Here is a 21118-nt window from a genome sequence, read left to right as displayed (position 1 = left end):
TCTCTCTTTGCGAAACGCAGCCTAGATGGCCGACGCTCCTGAAACGATCTCGATAATTTCCTTGGTGATGGCTGCCTGACGCACGCGGTTCATGGTCAGTGTCAGCGAATCAATCATGTCGCTGGCGTTGCTGCTGGCCGCATCCATGGCCGTCATACGCGCGGCATGTTCGCTGGCGCTGGATTCCAGCAGCGCATGGTAAATCTGCGTGGTCACGTAACGCGGCAGCAGGTGCTTGAACAGCTTCGCCGGATCCTGGTCGTAGATGTAATCCACGTCTGCCGTGCCAAACTTCTTCGCCTCGCGGTCCAGTTCCGTCTCTTCCGGCTCATTGATAGAGACGCCTGAGGTGGAGGCTGCGCGAGCGGCTGCTTCCTTCAATTCCTCTGACATCTCTTCCGCGGCCGTGATTTCCGGCGAGCCCAGCTTGCGGATCGGCAGCAGCTTCTCCACTACAACGCGCTGTGCGATAACGCTCTTGAACTCGTTGTAGACGATGTAAACCGAATCGATCTCGCCGCGTTCATAGCGGTCAATGATCGAATGCGCGGCCTTGTCCACTTCTGTGAAATTCAGCTTCGCCAACAGGAAGCCAAGGTCCTTGGTGACCTCCACTGGCGCCTTGCGCTGGCGGAGGTCTTCAATGTGGTGCGAGATGCCGATGGGCTCATCATGCTCCTCATCGATGTGCTTCCACGCGGCTTCCGGATACTTGCGCTTGAACAGGTCGCGCGTCTTGCGGCCGACCGTCTCAATGTCGATGTTCTGCTCGCCCGGTCGCGGATCGTCTTCCGTCACCTGCTTTGGTTCGCGGCGATAGTCGATGAACTTCTGCGCGGCCTTGCCGATGTTGGAGTTGAACGCACCCGCGAAGCCCTTGTCGCCTGCGACGACGAGCAGCAGCACATTCTTCTCTTCGCGTTCGACAAGCAGCGGATGCACGACATCGCCGTTGCCTTCGTCCCCGTAGAGAGCGGCGCGGCGCACCAGCGACTGCAGTACGTTAGCCAGCATCTGCGCATACGGACGCGCCTGCAACGCACGCTCCTGCGCACGACGCAGCTTCGCCGCCGAGACCATCTTCATGGCCTTGGTGATCTGCCGCGTGTTTTTCACGGAGCGAATGCGCCGCTTTAGATCCAGTACGTTTGCCATTCGTTTAGAACTTTTCCGAAACCTTGCGAATCTCTTCCTGCCAGCGGCGTTCCTGTTCCCCTACGGAAACACGTGCCTCGATTTCCTGCTGCTCCGCCTGCACCTGGCCCAGATCGTGCGAATGAATATCAAGCCTGTGGTGCATCTGTTTCATCCGGCGTGTCTGCATCCAGTGGGACCATGTCAGAAACGCCACATTAAGAACCGCGAAAACAACTACGAGAACTACGACCGAGGTCGTCATGGGAATAACCTTTGGCTGGGCCGGGCAGGAAGCGTCTGCTCCTGTCCGGCGATTCTTGTTATGCCGTCGCGAGGGCGGCCTTGTTGTCCTTCTGGCCGGCCTTGAACGTGGCCTTGTAATCATTGATGGCGTTGGTCAGGTTCTTGGTGATCTCGTCATCCAGAGCCTTCTTGCTCATGATGGCATCCAGAATCGACTGGCCGGTGGTCTTCATGTACTCGTGGAAGCCTGCTTCGAACGCCTGCACCTGCTTCACGTCGATATCGTCCAGCAGACCCTTCGTTCCAGCGAACACGATGGCCACCTGCTGTGCAGCGGTCAACGGCTGGAACTGCGGCTGCTTCAGAATCTCAACCAGACGCGAACCACGGTTCAACTGCTTCTGCGTTGCGGGGTCCAGATCCGAACCGAACTGCGCGAAGGCAGCCAGCTCGCGGTACTGCGCCAGATCCAGCTTCAGCGTTGCACCCACCTGCTTGGTGGCCTTCATCGCAGCAGCAAAACCGACACGCGATACCGACAGACCTACGTTTACAGCCGGACGGATACCGGAGTTGAACAGATCGGTTTCCACGAAGATCTGGCCATCGGTGATCGAAATCACGTTGGTAGGGATGTACGCGGACACGTCGCCAGCCTGCGTTTCGATGATCGGCAGAGCCGTCAGCGAACCGCCGCCCAGCTTGTCCGAAACCTTCGACGAACGCTCAAGCAAACGCGAATGGAGATAGAACACGTCGCCTGGATACGCTTCGCGGCCCGGCGGACGGCGCAGCAGCAGCGAAATCTCGCGGTACGCCGCTGCGTGCTTCGACAGATCGTCGTAAATAATCAGAGCGTGCTTGCCGTTGTCGCGGAAGTACTCGCCCATCGCAGTCGCGGCATAGGGAGCCAGGTACGACATCGGCGCGGGCTCAGAGGCCGTCGCAGCAACAACAATCGTGTACGCCATGGCGCCGTACTCTTCCAGCGTCTGCACGACCTGGGCCACGGACGAACGCTTCTGTCCCACTGCGCAGTAGATGCAGATAAGGTCGTTCTTCGCCGAGTTCAGGATCGTGTCCAGAGCGATTGCAGTCTTGCCGGTCTGGCGGTCGCCGATGAGCAGCTCACGCTGACCACGGCCGATCGGAATCATGGTGTCGATAGCCTTGATGCCGGTCGCCATCGGCTCCGTCACGGACTTACGGTCAATAACACCAGGAGCCAGACGCTCGACAGGCAGCGTGTACGGCGTGTCGATGGGGCCTTTGTCGTCAATCGGCTGACCGAGCGCGTTCACCACGCGGCCGATCAGGGCATCGCCCACGGGCACGCTCATAATCTTGCCGGTGCGCTTGACCGTGTCGCCTTCCTTGATCTCCGTGAAGTCGCCCAGCAGCACGGCGCCCACCTGGTCTTCATCCAGGTTCATGGCCAGACCGCTGATGCCCTTGGGGAACTCAATCAGTTCGCCTGCCATAACCTTGTCCAGGCCGTGGATGCGCGCAATACCGTCGCCCAGCGAGATGATCGTGCCGACTTCATCGACAGTAATCTTCTGTTCGTAGTTCTCGATCTGCTGACGAAGCAGTTCTGTAATTTCGTCTGCCTTGAGCTGTGCCATGTGTCTCTTTCGTCTCCTGCGCCCTGTGCAACTTTCGATTGCCCTGGCGCGATACAAACTTGTTTACTGCAAAACTTTTCTTAAGCGCCTGCCAGGTGCCGCTTCAACTGCTGCAACTGTCCGCGAACCGAGCCATCGTACACCTGCGAGCCAAGCTTAATCACCGCTCCGCCCAGCAAAGACGCGTCCTGCGTCCAGGTGACGCGAACCCGGCTGCCTGCCAGCGCGCCAGCCTTACTGCCCAGCAGCTGCTTCTCATTTTCCGAGAGTGACTTCGCGGTAACAATCTCTGCCTCGGCAATCCCGTTGGCCAGATCGGCCAGGGTGCTGAACTCAGCAGCAATGTCCTTCAGCGACTCCAGGCGGCCGTGGTCCATCAGCACCGCGACGAAGTTGCGGACCGGCTTATCCAGACCGACACGTCCTGCAACTGCATCCAGAACTTTGACCTTGTCCTTATGATCCAGCGTCGGATTCAGCAGAAATTCGCGTAGTTCGCGACTGCCGTCCAGCGTGGCAGCAAAGTCAGCAACCTGCTGGCGAACACTGTCAATATTCAGATTCTGCGCAGCAACAACCTGCTGAAATGCGCGCGCATAACGAAGTTCGAAGGCGGCCATTAGTTGCGGCTCCCTTCTCTGCCCAGCTTGCCCGCAAACGATTCAATCAGGATGCGGTCATCTTCCGGCGTAATGTTCAACTGCGAAGCGGCACGGTCCACGGCAATCTCTGCGGCATAGGCGCGCAGATCGCGAGTGGCGGCGGCGGATGCAGCAGCAATTTCCTGCTCTGCAGCTTCCAGAATTCGCTTCTTCTCTTCTTCGGCCTGTGCGTGGATGCGAACTTCTTCTTCCATGGCGGCCTTCTCGTTTTCTGTACGGAGAGCAGCAATTTCGCTATCCAGCTTCGCCAGGCGGCCTTCCACGGCAGACAGGCGAGCCTTCGCCTCTTCCGTGGCCACGCGGGCTTCCACAATGTTCTTCTGGATTCCCTCAGTGCGTGCGCGGAACGCCTTCGGCAGAGCCTTCACTAAACCAAAACCCACAGCGCCCAGCAGAATGATGGCATTGAACCACTCAAACACTGCCGAAGCCGTTCCCGGTTCCATGCCCAGCATGTGCCCCAGCTTAATGACGGAAGGGGACTTGCGGAATGCTTCTTCGCCTCCCTCAGCTTCCTTGCGCTCCGGATTGTTCTTTTCCGGAACCGCCTCAGGCTCAAACTTCTGGCCGGAAGCCACCGAAGCCGACGCGGCAGCAGACTCCTGCCCATGGACGACAGGTGCAGCCAGCGTGACCGCCAGCAGTGCTGCAAATACGAATTTCATACGGAAAATCTTCAACGGGCGACTCCTGCGCGGTGCGGCAGAATCGCTGCCATCACGCTCTGCGACAGGGCGGCTGCCTGCGTCTCAATCTGTGCCCTTGCCTCGACTCCGGAGCGCTCCACCGCCTCACGCGCAACGCCAATGCGATGCTGTGCCGCAGTGCGGGCCTCAGCCAGCGCCTTGTCGCGTGTATCGGAAGCGGCCTTCTGGCGGGCGGCACGGGCGTTGAAAATTTCGCTGCGGGCATCGCGAAGACGGGTTTCGTACTCCGTCGTCTTTGCTTCCGCCGCGGCAATTGCTGCCTTTGCGTCATCCATGGCCCCGCCGGTACGACCATGGCGATCCGCCAGCACCTTCTCCATCGGCTTGCGGACAAGCACCTGGTAGGCGGCCAGTAAGATCAGGAAAAAGACGGCGGTCGGCACAGAGCCGAGCACAAGATCGCCAAGTTGGTTCAGAATCGCTTGCATGAAGGACCGTGGGGCCGTGCCCTAAAGGGAGCTCCCGTCTCTCGTTCAAGCGCCCGGAGAGGGCACCCTGGCGGAGCAAAGGGGACAGCGGCAACCCCTTTGTTATATCAATCCCGGACCGTTCTGGTCAATGAAACCAGACGGTATGCGGACCTTCGGCAGGGGGTTTTTTCTGTGGATTTCACAGCACTTTCACTTCCACCGAAAGCTTACGGTAGCCTGAATAGTGGCATGGTTGAAACTCCCGGAAAACGTATTGTCATCGCGTCATTTGGATCGCTGGGCGATCTTCACCCATTTCTGGCGCTGGCACAGGAGCTTCGCAACCGTGGACACCATCCGGTCATAGCCACTACCCCTTTTTACAAAGAACGCATTCAGGCTCTTGGGTTTGAGGTTCAGTCGCTGGGGCCGCCGGTCTCTCCGCAGGATCCGGAACTGATGCACCGCCTCATGCGCACCGTGCGCGGACCGGAATATCTCTTCCGAAAAATGTTCTTGCCACACCTTCCGGAGATGTACGCGGAACTGGAACGCATCTGCTCCGGCGCGGACCTTCTCATCGCAGGCGAAGTGGTTCTTCCCGCGCCTATCCTCGCGGAAAAAACTGGCATCCCCTGGGTTTCCGTTCTGCTTTCCCCCATCAGCCTCCTCTCCGCGCACGATCCCTCCGTGCTGCCTGGGTTCCCGTTCCTGTCCCTCACGCGTAGCTGGCCATTGATGTTTCAGAAAGCTCTTTTGAAACTGCCTGCCCTCGCATTCCGCCGCTGGAGCACTCCGTTACGGGAATTTCGCAAGAGCCTCGGCCTGCCGGATGACTCGGAAGCCCTGCGCACCGGCAAGCTGAAAGCAAACCTGGTGCTGGCCACGTTCTCTCCACAGTTTGCGCAACCACAGCCAGACTGGCCCGCAAACACACTGCAAACCGGGTTCGCGCATTACGAACAGGAATCCCTGCCGGAACACGACGAAGTACAGCAACGCATGGAGGAATTCCTGCAGGCGGGAACACCGCCCATCGTCTTCACACTTGGCTCTGCGGCAGTACACGCGCCCGGCAATTTCTTCTGGATGAGCGCACGCGCCGCACACCGGCTTCGTATGCGTGCCATTCTCGTGGGCGATCCACGCGGATTAAGCGCGCCAAACATCCTGACGGTGCCTTACGCGGACTACCGCAAACTCTTCCCGCACGCCGCCATCATCGTGCATCAGGGCGGCATTGGCACCACCGCGGAAGCACTGCGATCCGGGCGCCCCCAGGTCGTCGTGCCCTTCAACTTCGATCAGCCTGACAATGCCGCGCGCATTGTCCGACTCGGCGTAGGCCTGAAGCACGAACGCAGAATGTGGAGGGACCGGCAGGCGCATTACTCGCTGCTGCGCCTGCTACGCGACAACAGCTTCGCAGAGCGCGCCGCGTTGATAGGCGAAATCCTTCGTAAGGAAGACGGCACAGCAAACGCTGTACACGCGATCGAGCAATTGATGGCGACACGTTCGTAAAGATGCAAGTTAACCAGCGAAGCTCATACGGCCAAAGGCCGTCATCCTGAGCGAAACGAAGTGAAGCCGAAGGATGACGATGCGATACGTTAGTTAGCCAAACTAAACTTTCGCGAACAACGCCTCGCGCGGATCCTCCGGATTCAACTTCGCCAGCTCGCGGAGAATCTCCTTCGAGCGCTCATCCTGAATCTTCGGCACAACGATCTGCACTTCCACAATCTGATCGCCACGCACGCCTTCCTGCGAAGCAGACGGCACACCCTTCTCGCGCAGACGCAGCTTCTGCCCGGTCTGTGTTCCCGGCGGAATCTTCAACTGCGTGCGGCCATCAATGGTGGGCACATCAATCTTCGTTCCCAGCGCCGCCTCAAACGCCAGCACCGGCACCGTTACGCGAATGTCATCGCCAGCGCGCGTAAACACCGGATGCGGCCCGGACTTGATGATGAGATACAAGTCGCCGGAAGGCGCGCCTTCCGTGCCTGCATTGCCCTTGCCCGCAAGCCGAATACGCTGACCATCGCGTGTGCCGGGCTTGATGCGGAACTCCAGCGTCTGGCGCTTCGTCACCGTGCCTTCGCCGTGGCATGTGCCACAATCCAACTGCAAACGCCCCGTGCCGCCGCAACGCGGACACGCCACGTTGAACTTCATGCGACCCTGCATCTGCGTAATCTGACCGCTGCCATTGCACTGCGGACACGTCTGCGGAGCGCCGACCGTGCCGGTTCCCTTGCACGTGCCGCACTGCTCCCGCCGCGAGATCTCAATCTTCGTGGTGCCGCCACGGATTGCCGTCCAGAAGTCCACTTCTACCTGGTACTCCAGGTCTGTCCCCGGACGCGGCCCACGCGCCGCCTGTGTCTGCTGGCGGCCGCCGCCACCACTGAACATGCTGCCAAAGATGTCGCGGAACCCGCCGCCGAATCCACCACCAGAGCTTTGCTGCGCAGTGCCGCCAGAGAAATCGAATCCGCCAAAATCAAACGGCACACCGCCGCCTGCATGACCGCCGCTATACGTGTTACCGCCACCATAGCCACCGCGCGCTGCAGCCTCTGCCGCCGCGGGGTCGATGTTGTCGGAGTAGAAGCCAAGCTGGTCATAAATCTTGCGCTTTTTCTCGTCGCTCAGGACGTCATTGGCTTCGGAGATTTCCTTGAACTGCTCTTCGGACTTCTTATCGCCGGGGTTGACGTCAGGGTGATACTTGCGCGCAAGTTTGCGGAAGGCCTTGCGGATCTCATCCGCGGTGGCCGTCTTCTTCACGCCGAGTGCGCCGTAATAATCCTTGTTCTGAGTGGGTGCCATTGTCTTCTTGCTACCAGATTAGATGAGTGAAAGTCACTCAGCGGCGCTGCCGTGTCTCACTATAAGAACAAAAATCAATCCATCCGTCGCGGCATGCGTTGCGAACGCAGACTTATCCCCGGCTTCAGAGCGGACGCCGTCTGCTCTTTCGTGGTGTGCTGATCGTTCGGGCACCAGTACAGCGTGCGCCCTGCCACATCCTTGCGCAGAATGGCCTCTCCGCATACGAAACACGGTTTGCCGTGGCGACGATAGACATAATGCTCCTCGCCACGCAGCGCAGGATCTTTCTTTGATGGACGATCACTCTTTTTCGTGCAGACAATACGCCGATCCACCATGCCCGCCTTCAGCAGGACGGCAGCGTCCTTCCAGATAGCCTTCAGCATCTTCGCGTCCATCGCATCGCCCGGCGTAAAGGGGTTCACACGATGCCGAAAGAGCAGCTCCGCACGATAGATATTGCCAATACCGGAGATTATCTGTTGATCCATCAGCAGCTCTGCAATGTTCGCCTTCTTCGTAAGAATCGCGTTGATAGCACGCTCCGGATCGTCATGCCCGCCGGGCTCATGCGCCAATGGATCAGGCCCCAGACGATTCAGCAACGCCTGCCACTTTTCCGCGTCGTAGACGGAGCAATCCGTAGGCCCACGCAACTCCCACCAGTCCACATCTTCCGGCGGGAACGGCTGGGTTCCATCGTCTTTGCCGGGAGGCCCGTTGTAGGGCCCGGTCAACGCATGCGCATTGCCTTTCACGCTGCGCGATACCTTGCCCGAACCCGCACGCTGCATCACCGCACGCAGTGTTCCCTTCGGCTCTGGCAGTGGGCCAAGCCCTTCTGTGAAATCGCCGAAGCGGCCAAGATGAATGTGCAGATAAAGCCCGTTCGCAAACTCATAACCCAGGTGCTTGCCCACCGCATGCACCTGCACCATTTTCTTGCCGTCCACCAGGTGCGCGTCTTTAAAGCGATGGTTCAGCCCCGGCAACACGTTTACCTTGCGCCCGGCAAACGCTGCATTATGCCGCGCGGCCCAGCGATGTATCTCATTGCCTTCCGGCATAGGTCACACTCTCCCCGTATTCATGGACGCAGAACAAAAACGAAGACCTACTCTGCAACCTGATACTTCTTGCCGTAAGGATCCATCATCCACAACAACCCCGAAGCCGCATGGTTCGGGCACACAGCAGCAATCTGTTCCACACCCTCTGCCAGCTTCCCACGTAATTCTTTCAGGCCGGATGCATCGTCAAACTGAAACACCGCAATGTGCTCGCACTTCGGGCACATCTTCGATACCTGCTCGCCCGTACTCTCCGAGACACTCGCAAGATCGCCGCGAAAGCCGATGTTCAACGTGAAGCAGGAAGGCTTCGTTTCAATTGTTTTCTCAGCCACCTTGATACGCAGCCGCACTTCGAAGACCTTCTCGCCGTAGTAGCTGGCAAGCTTCATCTGCGCCAGCGAAAAGCTCTCCAGCGATCCGCTGGGCAACACGCTGACTTCGCTGTGCTCCATCGTCTGGCCGTTCAAATCCTGCAACACCACAGACTCAATCACAAACGCCACGGCACCCACATTGGCGCACCAGATACGCAGTTTGTGATCCACCGCCTGCAGACCGAAGGCCACATGCGGCGACTCCTGAAAATGACGTTGCTGATCCTCTTCCTTCCAGCGTGCAAGCTGCAGCTCGGTCTGTTCGGCCGATCGCTGATCCTCAGAATCCCAGCGCTTCTGCTGCTCACGGCCCTTCAGCCACGAATCCATCACCAGCGCAATGGTGGCAATCACCAGCGCCCACGTGGCAAAAGTCAACGACTTCTCACTGGTTACCCAGTCCGTAACATTTTCAATGGCAATCATCGGAACACACCGATGCTACCAGCCGATGTTCCTTCGTAAAAAGCAAAATGCCGATGGCGATTACGCCATCGGCACTGCTGGAAACCCGATTCGTCTTAGTTCCACACGTGCTGAATCGGCATGGGTTCAATGCGCAGGATTGTATCCGGACGGACATCGTAGAGTTTGCGGGCGAACTCCCTTGCCTGCTGTTCACTCTCAAAGATGGTCTTCTCGTGGAGCTTGCCTGCGACGTATTGCTCGCATTTCCAGATCACACTATTCATGGCCTTCTCCCTTCCCGGCTACTGCTGCTTTATAGACACGAAGGGCGCTCGATGCGCTGATTGGCTTCGAGCGCCCTCTCCGTGTTCGATTCGCATCGCCGTGCTGTGCGCGGCGGTGTTCGTCACCTGGCTTCCGACACGGTGATTGCAGCACCCCGTCTTCCACCGGAACCACGCTGATTGCAGCAGCGCGATTCACACTTATTTAGACACCGTAATCTACGTTTCGATTCGCGTCTTTGTTTCCTATTTCTACGAAATCCGTAGAAATTTTCGGAGGAGGCCAGGGAACCTGTTTCGGTTCCCCGGCTTCCAGCTTGTTCCACCATTCCCAACATGCACGCGCGAAGCACGTCGAGGACGGCACGAAGTGCTTACTTGTTGTCGACGTCCACGTACTCGGCATCGATTACGCCCTCTTCGTGCTTGGGCTCTTCGGTGGTGGTTCCCGCAGCGGCAGCAGCGCCATCCGTGGGAGCCTGACCGGCCTTGTACATGGCTTCGGCAAGCTTGTGGCTGGCCGCGGTCAGCTTCTCGTTCGCAGCCTTCAGATCAGCCGCAGAAGGCGTTCCCGCCAGCGTGCTCTTCGCATCGGCCAGTGCAGTTTCCACATCGCCGCGCTCTGCGCCGCTGATCTTGTCGCCGTTCTCGCGGAAGGTCTTCTCCACGTTGTAGACGAGGCTGTCGAGCTGGTTCCGCGCTTCAATTTCGTCGCGCTTCTCCTTGTCCTCGCCCGCGTGGGCTTCCGCTTCCTTGGCCATCCGCTCCACCTCTTCCTTGCTCAGACCCGAGCTGGAAGTGATGGTGATCTTCTGGTCCTTGCCCGTGGCGTTGTCCTTCGCCGTCACGTTCAGGATGCCGTTCGCGTCAATGTCAAACGTCACCTCAATCTGCGGCACGCCACGCGGTGCGGGAGGAATACCCGACAGCTTGAACTTGCCCAGCGTACGGTTCTGGTTCGCCAGCGGACGCTCACCCTGCAGAACGTGGACTTCCACTTCTGTCTGGTTATCCGCAGCCGTCGAGAAGGTTTCGCTCTTCTTCGTCGGGATGGTCGTGTTGCGCGGGATCATCGGCGTCGCAACGCTGCCCATCGTTTCGATAGCCAGGGTCAGCGGCGTCACATCCAGCAGCAGCAGGTCCTTCACTTCACCGCCCAGAACGCCACCCTGAATCGCCGCGCCAATCGCTACGACTTCATCCGGGTTCACGCCCTTGTGTGGTTCCTTGCCAAACAGGTCCTTCACCAGCTGCTGGATGCGAGGCATACGCGTCTGTCCACCAACGAGAACGACCTCGTCAACCTTCGACGCATCGATGCCAGCATCCTGCATCGCCTGCTTGCACGGGCCGACCGACTTCTGCAGCAGGTCCTCAACGAGGCTTTCGAACTTCGCTCGTGTCAGTTTCTCCACGAGATGCTTCGGTCCGGTCGCGTCTGCCGTAATGAACGGCAGGTTGATCTCCGTCTCCATGGTTGTGGAGAGCTCAATCTTCGCGCGCTCAGCCGCGTCCTTCAGGCGTTGCAGGGCCATTTCGTTGCCCTTGCCGCGCAGGTCCAGGCCTTCCTTCTTGCGGAACTCATCAATCAGCCAATCCACAAGACGCTGATCAAGGTTGTCACCACCCAGATGCGTGTCGCCGTTGGTGGCCTTCACTTCAATGACGCCTTCGCCTACTTCAAGCACCGACACGTCGAACGTACCGCCACCGAAGTCATACACCACGATGGTCTCGTCCTTCTTCTTATCCAGGCCGTAAGCCAGCGCAGCCGCGGTGGGCTCGTTGACGATACGCTTCACATCCAGACCGGCAATCTTGCCCGCGTCCTTCGTAGCCTGACGCTGAGCATCGTTGAAGTACGCCGGAACGGTGATGACGGCTTCCGTCACGCTCTGGCCAAGATAATCTTCAGCAGCCTTCTTCAGCTTCTGCAGAATCATCGCGCTGATTTCCGGCGCGGTATATTCCTTACCCTGCGCATCCACCACAACGTTGTCGCCCTTTGCGACCACCTTGTAGGGAACCATCTTCATCTCTTCATTCACTTCATTCGGGCGGCGGCCCATGAAGCGCTTAATGGAGTAAATGGTGTTCTCGGGGTTAGTGATGGCCTGGCGCTTTGCCACCTGACCAACGAGGCGCTCGCCGCTCTTCGTAAACGCAACGATCGACGGCGTGGTGCGGCCGCCTTCTTCATTTGGAATCACCTTCGGCTCGCCGCCTTCCATCACGGCAACGCAGCTGTTAGTGGTTCCAAGGTCAATTCCAATGATCTTACCCATGAGTCTTTGCTCCTCCGGCGGCCTCCCGTCAGGGTCTGGGCCGCAATTTCCTGCTCAAACTTATATGACGCCGTCTAACTCAGGCACGTCCAGAATCACATGTGAGTGACTTGTTGTCAATGTATTTGATGTAGCAAACCACCTTTTGGTCGCACCTTCCCTCTCTCACCTCTGGAAGCCTCCTGCCATCGCGCCAAATACCCGCAAAATAGACCCAGAGATATCCAATCCGCCGGAAACTACCGCAGTTTCAGGAAACCCATCATCCCGGGTAATTCCCCAGGAATGCATACTGGCTCAGAAATGATGGGGTGGATTCAAGGTGTCGTGTTCGTGCCAGTTCCCGAAGACGTGCCACTGGTTGGGCCTGTACCTGGATTACTACCCGTTCCACTGCTCGACCCGAGTCCGCTGCCAAACGAGCCGCTCCCATTGGCCGCGGGAGTCCCGCCGAAGATGCTCACCCTGGCCTTCAGCAGCTCCACACGAGGGTCGTAGAGAAACTCCCAATCCTCAATGTTCTCCGAACCATTCCATTCCACCAGTCCGTGGCCTTTGCCGTTGCTGCCGACGCCGACGATGATGCCCTTGCTGCCCTGAAACGCTGTGGCGTTCATACCGCCAATCGAGGAACTGCTACCCCCAGACTGCGAACCGGTCTGATCGGTACTGCCTGTACTTCCGGTGGTGCCAGTGGTGCCAGTGGTGCCGGTGGTGCCGGTGGTTCCCGTGGAGCCAGTCGTTCCGCCTGGGGCAGAGGAATTTCCAAGATTCGACACCATACCCGCCGCGGACCCCAGATTTCCCATCGGGGCTCCCTGCAGCGGCTCGCCAAAGAAGCCCTTGACCTCCGTTTTGGCCTCGCCAAAGTGGATTAAGCGATATTCGCCACCAGTGATCGGATCTTTGTATTGCTGTCGCAGGTAATGCACGTTCGCATTGCTACCGCCCAGGCTCATGCCACCGCCCGACGCTTTCCCCATAAGGTCATCAATCGATGTGGGATAGCGATTGTTCTTCTTATAGAAAAGCTGGATGGCCCGGACATATTCCTGGGCACGATGCTCCGATTCCACCTCGCGGTCGCGTTCCAACTGCTTGGCCACACGCGGCGCAGCCACCCCCAACACCAGCAGCAGTAGAAAACACACCACCACCAGCCCCAGCAGGAGATAGCCTTCCTCTCCTTCGCGGTGCTTGCGGACTGGTTGAAGCGTGGTCATTGCATGATCAGGGGAAGGTGCTGCGTGTTGTTGTTGGTCAGGTCCGTGACCTCCACATCGTGCGCGGACACTTCCCCAATCTTGTAGCGGCGGCTGACAATGTCGCCCTTGCCGGCGATGAAGACATCCTCACCCTGCAATAGAAACGCCTGCCGCACACCGTCTTTACGCGTCGCATTGCCAAAATATCGCAGATTGATGGGTGGTGGGGGTGGCGGACCGGTATTGACCGGAGTCTGCGGCATAAAGCGCGGCGAGGCGATTGGCTTCGGGATCGCCGCCAGCTTCGTTTCACCCGATGGTGTTCCCGGAGGCGCAAAGATATTGCGCCCCTTTCCGGCGTAGACCAGCGATTCTGTCAGCAGCATTCCCTCGGGATGCAGCGTGGGATCCAGCTTCGATGGCGTAACGCGCGCCGTGACATGTGCTGCCGGGTTGGCCACATTCGTAGAGGCAGAAGGAGCCGTCTGCACCGCGGCAGTCGACGCCGTATCGCTGCTGCCACCGACAAAGGTGTACACCAGATACAACAAGGCGATCAGGCCAAAGGCACTGGCGGCAATCAGCTTCTTCTTATCCTCGCTACCCACCTTCATCGCGCTCATGGATGCGCTCCCGTGGCGGTTTGCGCCGCGGTATAGGCAGGCATGGGTTCGCGGATATACGTTCCGATCCGAAGCTGCAGATTCACCAAACCACCCTGGGCGCCGGTCAGCGCCAGGTTCTCAATCAGGAAGAAGCTCTTGCTGCGTTCCATGGCATTGATGAAGTGCGCCACAGAAACGTAATCGCCCATCACCGCGCCGTCGATACGCAATTCGGTTACGCCATCCGTGGGAGCGGCCTGCACGTACGACGCGCGGCTCCAGCGAACGTTCGTCTCCTTCGCCAGCGTTCCAATCGCAGCAGCCACGTCAGAGTACGCATAGGGCAGCCGATCCGTGTAGAACTTCTGCGCCTCGGTATCCGACGCCTGCAGCTTCGAATCCACGCCGCGCAGTTTCTCCGCCGCCAGATTGGCTGCAGCCACACGTGACTGTGCCACCACAATTGCCTCACTGCCCTGCGTTCCGGTGCTGCCGCTGACCATGTACAGCCGCACGCCGAGATACAGGCACAGCAAAACCAGCACAGCAGCCACCACCAGATGCGCATTCACCGGCGTTGCGATCTTGCGCATACGCTCGCGCTGCACGTCGTTCAGGGTCACGCCCGATACAGTCAGTCCCGAAGGCAGCCTCATGGCTTTTTCACCCCCGGCCTGGTCTTGACCCTGGTCTTTTCATCGACCTTATCTTTGGTCTTATCTTCAGCGGTCTCATCTTCAGCCTTCGCTGCGGTCTTTTCGTGAACACGCGCCTGCAGCGGGTTATAGCCGGAAACAATCTCAAACTCCACACCGGAGATAGCAGGCAGGCCGTTCACACCCGTCTGCGCAGCAGCAAGCTGCGGTAGGCCATTCGCGCCAATTGTCGTGGCATTTTTCTGCGCTGTCTGCTGCGCTTCACCTGCCAGACGCGGCGCGATAAACCGATGTGACTTCTCCAGGTTGCGCACTAGTTGCACCGTATTCTCACGCTGCCCCAGCACACGCATACGAATGGTCACCTCACCCGTAGCCGATAGCACAGGTTCAATGGACGACACCTGCACGCCCTCCGGCAGCACCTCCTCCAGATCCATCAGCACCGCAGTCCACGAGAAACTCTTGCGCTGGAACAGCGTATTCAGGAACTGGTTGCGACTCAGCGTGGCCGCATTCACCGGCTGCCGTAAACGAGCCTCATTCGCATTGCGCTCGCCCTGCAGCTTCTGCTCCTGCGTCTTCAATGCATTCAGTTCCACCACCTGCTGCCGCGCCTTTGACGACTGCGTATACAGCCATATGCCCAGCGCAAGCGCCATCACAGCCAGCACACCAATGGCAATGCGAAGCTGCTTCAGCAGCCGATCCAGCTCCACGTAGGGCCGGGTTGCGAGATTAATCGAGACGCGCACGTTAGCTCTTCAACGCTCCTCGCAGCCCCGCCAACAGCCCGTGGGCAATCGGCGTGGCCGACAACAAATCCGTCGACGTCAGCACCTCTGCCGCGCGCAGCCCCGTCTCTGCCAGCATCGCTTCCAACGCCGCAGGCGACAGCGTTCCAGCCGTCAGCACCGTCTCCGGCGCCACATTCAACGAATCTTCAAAATAAGCCGCCGCCACACTCACAGCCTGTAACAACTCCAATTCCACGCGCGACGGATCATCGGTTGTGGCCAGCACACTGGCCTGCACGATCTCTGCCACGCCGACGTCGCTGGCCTCGCCGCCCTGCGTCTGCATCAGTTCCGCGTCAATCGCAGCATTCGCCGGCTCCTGGGCCACAATGGCAGCAGCTTCGGCCATAGCGCCCGTCTTCAATTCCAGCGTGCGATGCAGCAGCAGTTCTCCGCGGCGCAGAATCGCAGTGGTCACGGCATATTCGCTGCCATTCACCAGCAACGACGCGGTCTGCGCGGCATCGTCAATCGCCGCAGCCACGGCCAGCGTACTGGGCAGCACAGCACCCGGTTCAAACCCAGCCTCGCGCACGGCCGATTCGTATTCCGCCAGCACCTCATTCGGAATGGCCACCACCAGCACCTGCAACACCAGTGCATGACGGCTCATCACCTGCCAGCTAACCTGCGCCAGTTCCGGGTTAAACGGCAGCAGCTTGGCCAGCCGGAAACGCATTACCGCCAGCGCATCTTCCGTCTTCGACGGCAGTTCATCAAAATCCAGCAACAGGACGCGCACCGCCGTATCCGGCACAATCAGGGTCACATCGCGCCCTTTGCCCACCTGCACCGCGCCCAGCACCTTGCGCAACGCCGCAATCACGGCAATGCGGTCCACCACATTGCCCACCTTCAGCGACGGCACCACGGCACCCACCGGCAGCGTGGCAGAAGCCACCTGTGCCAGCAATCCTGCAGCATCCGGCGACGAGGCCGCATACACGCCCTCAGGACGCACCTCTACAGCCATGCGCGGGCGCACCAGCATCGTCGATTTCGGGAGGACAGAAGGCATACTTTGGAGCTAATCCAGACTACATGCTTGAGACGGGATTTGCGTCCATCCGATAGCAGAAGAATCGTCCCAAGAGAATACTGCATCGCCCGATATTGGCGTCATTGTTTCATCACAGCGAAGCCCATGCTGTCGAAGACCATCATGACTGACCAAAGCGAAGCTCGTACGGTCAAAGACCGTCATCCTGAGCGAAACGCAGCGAAGCGAAGTGAAGTCGAAGGACCTGCATTCTCCTCTGCCCACTACAACGTTTCAGAAGCCACACTCATATCCGAACGAAGTTCTTCCTCGCCACAGAATCGGAAAGTTCCACCCAACCAACGAATCCGCGTCATTGCGGAGGCCACGGAGCCGTCGATGACGGCGTCATCGTGCCGTCAATCGTCGTGGGCTCCATCAGCTCCGTCCGCGTGCCATCCGGATCAAACAGGTTCGACTGCCGCTTCCGATTCTTGCCCACATGATCATCTTCCAGTGGACGTTTGTACGTCGCGGCATACGGACGAGCCTTCAGCTTCGCCACCGCCTCCGGCACACTCGGCACCACCAGGCAGATGTGGTGTGCGGAACCACGCTTCGTAGGCTCCGGCGCGGGCGAATGCAGCATCAACTCCACATAATCCGTGCTGTCCGGCATCTTCAGATTGATCCATGACAACGTCTTTCCATCCGACGATCCGCGCCACGTCTCCGTGAAACCAAGCACCTGCGTGTAGAAGCGATACTCCGGATCAAGGTCTGTGACAATCAGCCCGGTATGTGTCATGTGCGTGGAGATGCGATCCGCGCCTAAGTGCTTGCCAAAGTCCTGCATCGTCTTACCCTGCGGCTGATACTGCACAAACTCCACTTCGTGGCCTGCGGGATCAGTGATCTTGAATGCCACGTTGCCAATGCGTCCATGCGTCACTTCCTTTGGCACCGCAACACCCTTCGTCGCGAGGTAACGCCGCATCGCCTCAGCATCATCCGTCTCAAACGACACATCGCCAAAGCGATCGGTCCCCGCCTGCTTCTCCGGCGTCAGCTCCACAAACTGGTGGTCGTTGATCTTGAAGAACGTGAACGCGACCTTACCGTTTTCCGTCCACGGATTCACTTCCTCAAGCCCAAGCCAGTCGCGATAAAACGCACGCGAAGCCTCCATGTCATGCGACGCATACGCCACATGCGCAATGCCAAGAATCTGTGGCCGCTGCTGCGCCTGTGAAACAGCGGCTCCCACCGTCAGAAGTGAAAAAAGAATTCGCAATCCACGCCGCATCGTTCACCCTCATACGCTGCGGAGAAATCTCACGCAGCGAAGCGGCACCAGCATAGTACGAATGGAGCAAAGGCTGCGCGGTCTAGCGGCCGCTTTCGATAAATGTCACCTTGTTGATCTCATGCAGCGTGGTCACGCCCTTGCGCACACGGTCCAGCGCCGAATCACGCAGAAAGTGCATCCCCTTCGCCGCGGCCTTGCGACGAATTTCGCTTCCCGGCTTCTTCTCCAGCAGCATTTCGCGCACTTCATCATCCAGCTCCAGCAATTCATGAATTGCCGAACGCCCGCGATATCCCGTACCGCCGCACTCAATACACCCCGTGCCCTCGCGGAACTCAAACCCGCGCCATTCCTCAGGATTCAAGCCATTTTCCAATAACGCATCGTCGCTGTAGGTGCGATGCGTCGCACAGAAATCGCAGATCTGTCGCACCAGCCGCTGCGCCAGGATGCAGTTCAGCGCCGACACAAAGTTGTACGGCTCAACACCCATGTTCAGGAATCGGCCCAACACATCCACCACGTTGTTTGCGTGAACGGTTGTAAATACAAGATGGCCCGTCAGCGCAGAGTTAATGGCAATCTGCGCAGTCTCCGCATCACGAATCTCACCGACCAGAATCTTGTCCGGATCATGACGCAGAATCGAACGCAGACCACGCGCAAACGTCAGGCCCTTCTTCTCATTCACCGGGATCTGCGTAATGCCGCGAATCTGATATTCGACCGGGTCTTCAATGGTGATGATCTTGTCTTCTTCGCTCTTGATCTCATTCAGCGCAGCGTAGAGCGTTGTTGTCTTACCAGAACCCGTTGGCCCAGTCACCAGCACCATGCCATACGGTTCTTTGATGTATCGGCGGAAGCGCTCCAGATCATGTGCGCCAAAGCCCACAACATCCAGCGAGAGCTTCTTGAACTTCTCGCTCATCGACTCTTTATCCAGCACACGCAGCACAGCATTTTCGCCATGTACCGTGGGCATGATGGACACGCGAAAATCGATCAGACGGCCCTTGTAGCGCACACGAAAACGACCGTCCTGCGGCACGCGACGCTCTGCGATATCCAGCTCGCTCATGACCTTGATACGCGAAAGAATTGTCTGATGATGCTCACGTGCGATAGGTGCCATTGCCTGCTGCAACACGCCGTCAATGCGATACTTCACCAGCAATGAATCGTCGTATGTTTCCAGATGGATATCGGAAGCACGCCGTTCCAGCGCGGAGAAGATCGTCGTGTCCACCAGTCGAATAATCGGCGAGATATCGTCTTCACTCGTCAGCCGCTCAATGGAAATGTTCTCGTCTGGATTATCTTCCGCAGACAGGACATCAAACGTGAGGCCTTCTGTTGCCTCTTCCAGAACACGCTGCGACTGTTCTGTCTTCTTCAGCAGATCGGTGATCTGCGATAGCGTGGCCACACGCGTCAGCAACCGTTGGCCAAGCAATCCAGAAATTTCATCCAGCACCATCAACCGCGAAGGATCGCTGACAGCGATTACGAGTCGATCCTGCAACTGCTCCAGCGGAATGAAGTTGTAGCGGAACATCAGTTCCACCGGTACAGACTTCACCAGTTCATGCTGAATCTTGAACTCACGCAGATCCACAAACTCGCAGTGATAGCGCCGCGCCATCAACTGCGCGCGCTCTGTCTCGTTCAGTTCCGGGTTCGCAATGGGTATTGCCAGAGGTGTTGCCATAAGTTCGCTTGAACTCCTAAAACTTTCGGTGAAAACTTACTGCCCAGGCTGCCCAGATGCAGCCCCCGCCCCAAGTTGCAGGATGGGCAGGTAAAGTGAAATCAAAATCACGGCCACCACAATACCCATAAAGATCAGCAGCGTGGGCTCAATCAAACTCAACAGCGCCGCAGTGGATGTATCCACATCCTCTTCAAAGAAGCCACCGACGGAGTTGAGCATCGTGGGCAAAGCACCGGTCGATTCACCCACTTCAATCATTTCCAATGCAAGCTCCGGAAATACACCCGTCGCTTCCAAAGAACGGCTTAAACCCTGGCCTTCGCGCACTTGGGTGACGGAAGCAAACACAGCATTCGAAACCTGTCGCGACGAGATGGATCGTGCCGCCGTTTCCAGCGAAGGCACCAGCGGCAAACCGCCCGTCAACAGCGTGGAAAGTGTGCGCGCAAACAAACCCACCTGGTACTTCAACCAGATATTGCCAATCAGCGGAAGCGACAAACGCACACGATCAATCAAAGTCGCACCTGCATCCGTCTTCGACCATCGATACAGCAAAAACGCAGCCAGCAGCACAAACGGCAAAGCGTAAAGACCATACTTCTGCGAAGCATTGCCAACGTCCAGCAGAAATACGGTGATCTTCGGCAGCGGCGCGTTCAACTGGTCATACAACTGCGCAAAACGCGGCACCACAAACGAAATGAGAAAGACGAAGAGGCCAGTCACCAGCGTGATCAGCAACGTGGGATACACCATCGCACTCTTCAACTTCTTTGTCACCGTCAGCGACACGCGCTGAAAGTCCACATAACGCTGCAGCACTTCCGCCAGATTGCCGGAGCGCTCACCCGCAAGCAGCGTCGTGGTAAAGATCAGCGGGAATCCCCCCTGCGCATTGAACGCACCGGAAAGCGATTCACCCGTCTTGATGCGCGCTGCCGCGTTCACCAGCTGCGCCTTGAAATTTTCATCGCGCTGCCGCCGAGCCAGCAGCTCCAGCGATCCGGGAATGGGCAACCCCGCCTTGATCAGCGTCACAAACTGCTGATTAAAAACGAGGAAAGCCTGCAGTTTCACCTTCTTGCCGGAGGAGCTCCCCGCAAGCGCACCCTTTGGTTTTACGGAATAGACGAGATACCCCGCCTGCAAAAAGCGTGCACGCAACTCCTCCGCGCTGGCGGCAGGATGTGTCTGCTCCTGCACGCGGCCGCGTTCGTCGGCGAGTTTAACTACGTATTCCGTCATCGGATGGTCTGCACAATTTTAGACGGCTACCGCTGCCAAACGGGGATGGCACACAATTTCTTCAATCTACAGACAGCAGAAAGGCCCGCCTGAGCGGGCCTTCCGTAAATCTGGTGCTGCAGGTTCGCAGCATAGCTTTTAGCGAATTTAAACCGAGAACGACGATCCGCAGCCGCAGGTGCTCTTTACCTGGGGATTCTCAAACTTGAATCCGGCAGCTTCCAGCGTCTCAACGTAATCCACGGTGCAGCCATTCAGGTACATGGCGCTGGTGGCGTCCACGAAGACCTTCAGGTCTTCAAAGCGCACAACCTTGTCCATCATGCCCTGCTGGTTCTCAAAGCTCATGGAGTATTGGAAGCCGGAGCATCCACCACCGACCACACCAATGCGCAGACCAGCCGGAAGCGGGTCCTGGGTGGCCATAATCTCCTTCACCTTGGCAATGGCGGAGGAGGTCAGCGCAACGGGCTGGGTCGTCGGGGCCGGGCCGGTGACTACTTCGGGTGTGGGAGCGGCAGTTGCCATGGTGGTTGTCTCCTTCAGAAACTTCAAT

Annotated in this window: 21 protein-coding genes; 1 reads left to right on the top strand and 20 read right to left on the bottom strand. The window is 58.3% G+C overall.

The window, feature by feature from the left end; translation table 11 throughout:
• Positions 1-21 precede the first annotated feature (21 nt).
• The 6 genes from AB6729_RS15115 to AB6729_RS15090 form a co-directional block, all read right to left on the bottom strand.
• Positions 22-1155, bottom strand: a complete 1134-nt coding sequence (locus AB6729_RS15115) for a F0F1 ATP synthase subunit gamma (RefSeq protein ID WP_371082461.1) — start codon at positions 1153-1155, stop codon at positions 22-24.
• A gap of 4 nt (positions 1156-1159) precedes the next feature.
• Positions 1160-1399 carry a hypothetical protein gene (locus AB6729_RS15110; RefSeq protein WP_371082460.1) on the bottom strand — a complete coding sequence of 80 codons (240 nt, stop codon included), beginning with the start codon at positions 1397-1399 and terminating at the stop codon, positions 1160-1162.
• Positions 1400-1457: 58 nt separating this feature from the next.
• Positions 1458-3005: a F0F1 ATP synthase subunit alpha gene (gene atpA, locus AB6729_RS15105; RefSeq protein ID WP_371082459.1), complete on the bottom strand. Its 1548-nt coding sequence runs from the start codon at positions 3003-3005 to the stop codon at positions 1458-1460.
• A gap of 80 nt (positions 3006-3085) precedes the next feature.
• The gene (atpH, locus tag AB6729_RS15100; protein WP_371082458.1) at positions 3086-3625 is read right to left on the bottom strand and encodes an ATP synthase F1 subunit delta; all 540 of its coding nucleotides are present in this window, start codon (positions 3623-3625) and stop codon (positions 3086-3088) included.
• Positions 3625-4332, bottom strand: a complete 708-nt coding sequence (locus tag AB6729_RS15095) for an ATPase (protein WP_371082457.1) — start codon at positions 4330-4332, stop codon at positions 3625-3627. Before AB6729_RS15095 ends, atpH begins: the two co-directional genes overlap by 1 nt.
• 11 nt (positions 4333-4343) lie before the next feature.
• The gene (locus AB6729_RS15090; protein WP_371082456.1) at positions 4344-4802 is read right to left on the bottom strand and encodes a hypothetical protein; all 459 of its coding nucleotides are present in this window, start codon (positions 4800-4802) and stop codon (positions 4344-4346) included.
• Between the two features lie 231 nt (positions 4803-5033).
• Between AB6729_RS15090 and AB6729_RS15085 the strand changes: the two genes are divergently transcribed.
• Positions 5034-6308 carry a glycosyltransferase gene (locus tag AB6729_RS15085; RefSeq protein ID WP_371082455.1) on the top strand — a complete coding sequence of 425 codons (1275 nt, stop codon included), beginning with the start codon at positions 5034-5036 and terminating at the stop codon, positions 6306-6308.
• Between the two features lie 102 nt (positions 6309-6410).
• Here the strand turns inward: AB6729_RS15085 and AB6729_RS15080 are convergent, their stop codons facing one another.
• The 14 genes from AB6729_RS15080 to AB6729_RS15015 form a co-directional block, all read right to left on the bottom strand.
• A complete protein-coding gene (locus AB6729_RS15080; RefSeq protein WP_371082454.1) occupies positions 6411-7622 on the bottom strand; it encodes a DnaJ C-terminal domain-containing protein in 1212 nt (403 codons plus the stop codon).
• Positions 7623-7696: 74 nt separating this feature from the next.
• On the bottom strand, positions 7697-8692 hold the full coding sequence (locus AB6729_RS15075) for an Fpg/Nei family DNA glycosylase (RefSeq protein ID WP_371082453.1): 996 nt from the start codon (positions 8690-8692) through the stop codon (positions 7697-7699).
• A gap of 47 nt (positions 8693-8739) precedes the next feature.
• Positions 8740-9498 (bottom strand): hypothetical protein, encoded by a 759-nt coding sequence (locus tag AB6729_RS15070; protein ID WP_371082452.1) that lies wholly within the window; start codon positions 9496-9498, stop codon positions 8740-8742.
• A 95-nt stretch (positions 9499-9593) separates the two neighbouring features.
• The gene (locus AB6729_RS15065) at positions 9594-9764 is read right to left on the bottom strand and encodes a hypothetical protein (RefSeq protein ID WP_371082451.1); all 171 of its coding nucleotides are present in this window, start codon (positions 9762-9764) and stop codon (positions 9594-9596) included.
• Between the two features lie 374 nt (positions 9765-10138).
• The gene (dnaK, locus tag AB6729_RS15060) at positions 10139-12049 is read right to left on the bottom strand and encodes a molecular chaperone DnaK (protein WP_371082450.1); all 1911 of its coding nucleotides are present in this window, start codon (positions 12047-12049) and stop codon (positions 10139-10141) included.
• Positions 12050-12366: 317 nt separating this feature from the next.
• A complete protein-coding gene (locus AB6729_RS15055; protein ID WP_371082449.1) occupies positions 12367-13272 on the bottom strand; it encodes a type II secretion system protein in 906 nt (301 codons plus the stop codon).
• Positions 13269-13877: a hypothetical protein gene (locus AB6729_RS15050; protein ID WP_371082448.1), complete on the bottom strand. Its 609-nt coding sequence runs from the start codon at positions 13875-13877 to the stop codon at positions 13269-13271. The genes AB6729_RS15055 and AB6729_RS15050 overlap by 4 nt, the downstream gene beginning before the upstream one ends.
• On the bottom strand, positions 13874-14515 hold the full coding sequence (locus AB6729_RS15045; protein WP_371082447.1) for a hypothetical protein: 642 nt from the start codon (positions 14513-14515) through the stop codon (positions 13874-13876). The genes AB6729_RS15050 and AB6729_RS15045 overlap by 4 nt, the downstream gene beginning before the upstream one ends.
• The gene (locus tag AB6729_RS15040) at positions 14512-15270 is read right to left on the bottom strand and encodes a PilN domain-containing protein (RefSeq protein ID WP_371082446.1); all 759 of its coding nucleotides are present in this window, start codon (positions 15268-15270) and stop codon (positions 14512-14514) included. Before AB6729_RS15040 ends, AB6729_RS15045 begins: the two co-directional genes overlap by 4 nt.
• Before the next feature lies 1 nt (position 15271).
• Positions 15272-16330 (bottom strand): hypothetical protein, encoded by a 1059-nt coding sequence (locus tag AB6729_RS15035; protein WP_371082445.1) that lies wholly within the window; start codon positions 16328-16330, stop codon positions 15272-15274.
• Between the two features lie 334 nt (positions 16331-16664).
• Positions 16665-17597, bottom strand: coding sequence for a VOC family protein (locus tag AB6729_RS15030; protein ID WP_371082444.1), 933 nt, complete (start codon positions 17595-17597; stop codon positions 16665-16667).
• 82 nt (positions 17598-17679) lie between these two features.
• Complete coding sequence (locus tag AB6729_RS15025; RefSeq protein WP_371082443.1) at positions 17680-19311, bottom strand: GspE/PulE family protein; 1632 nt, start codon at positions 19309-19311, stop codon at positions 17680-17682.
• A 36-nt stretch (positions 19312-19347) separates the two neighbouring features.
• The gene (locus tag AB6729_RS15020; RefSeq protein ID WP_371082442.1) at positions 19348-20562 is read right to left on the bottom strand and encodes a type II secretion system F family protein; all 1215 of its coding nucleotides are present in this window, start codon (positions 20560-20562) and stop codon (positions 19348-19350) included.
• Positions 20563-20709: 147 nt separating this feature from the next.
• A complete protein-coding gene (locus AB6729_RS15015) occupies positions 20710-21090 on the bottom strand; it encodes a HesB/IscA family protein (protein ID WP_371082441.1) in 381 nt (126 codons plus the stop codon).
• Positions 21091-21118: the final 28 nt, after the last annotated feature.

It is taken from the genome of Terriglobus sp. RCC_193 (assembly GCF_041355105.1).
GTDB lineage: Bacteria > Acidobacteriota > Terriglobia > Terriglobales > Acidobacteriaceae > Terriglobus.
The sequence above is the reverse complement of the archived record's forward strand: the minus strand, read 5'-3'. Positions and strand labels throughout refer to the sequence as shown.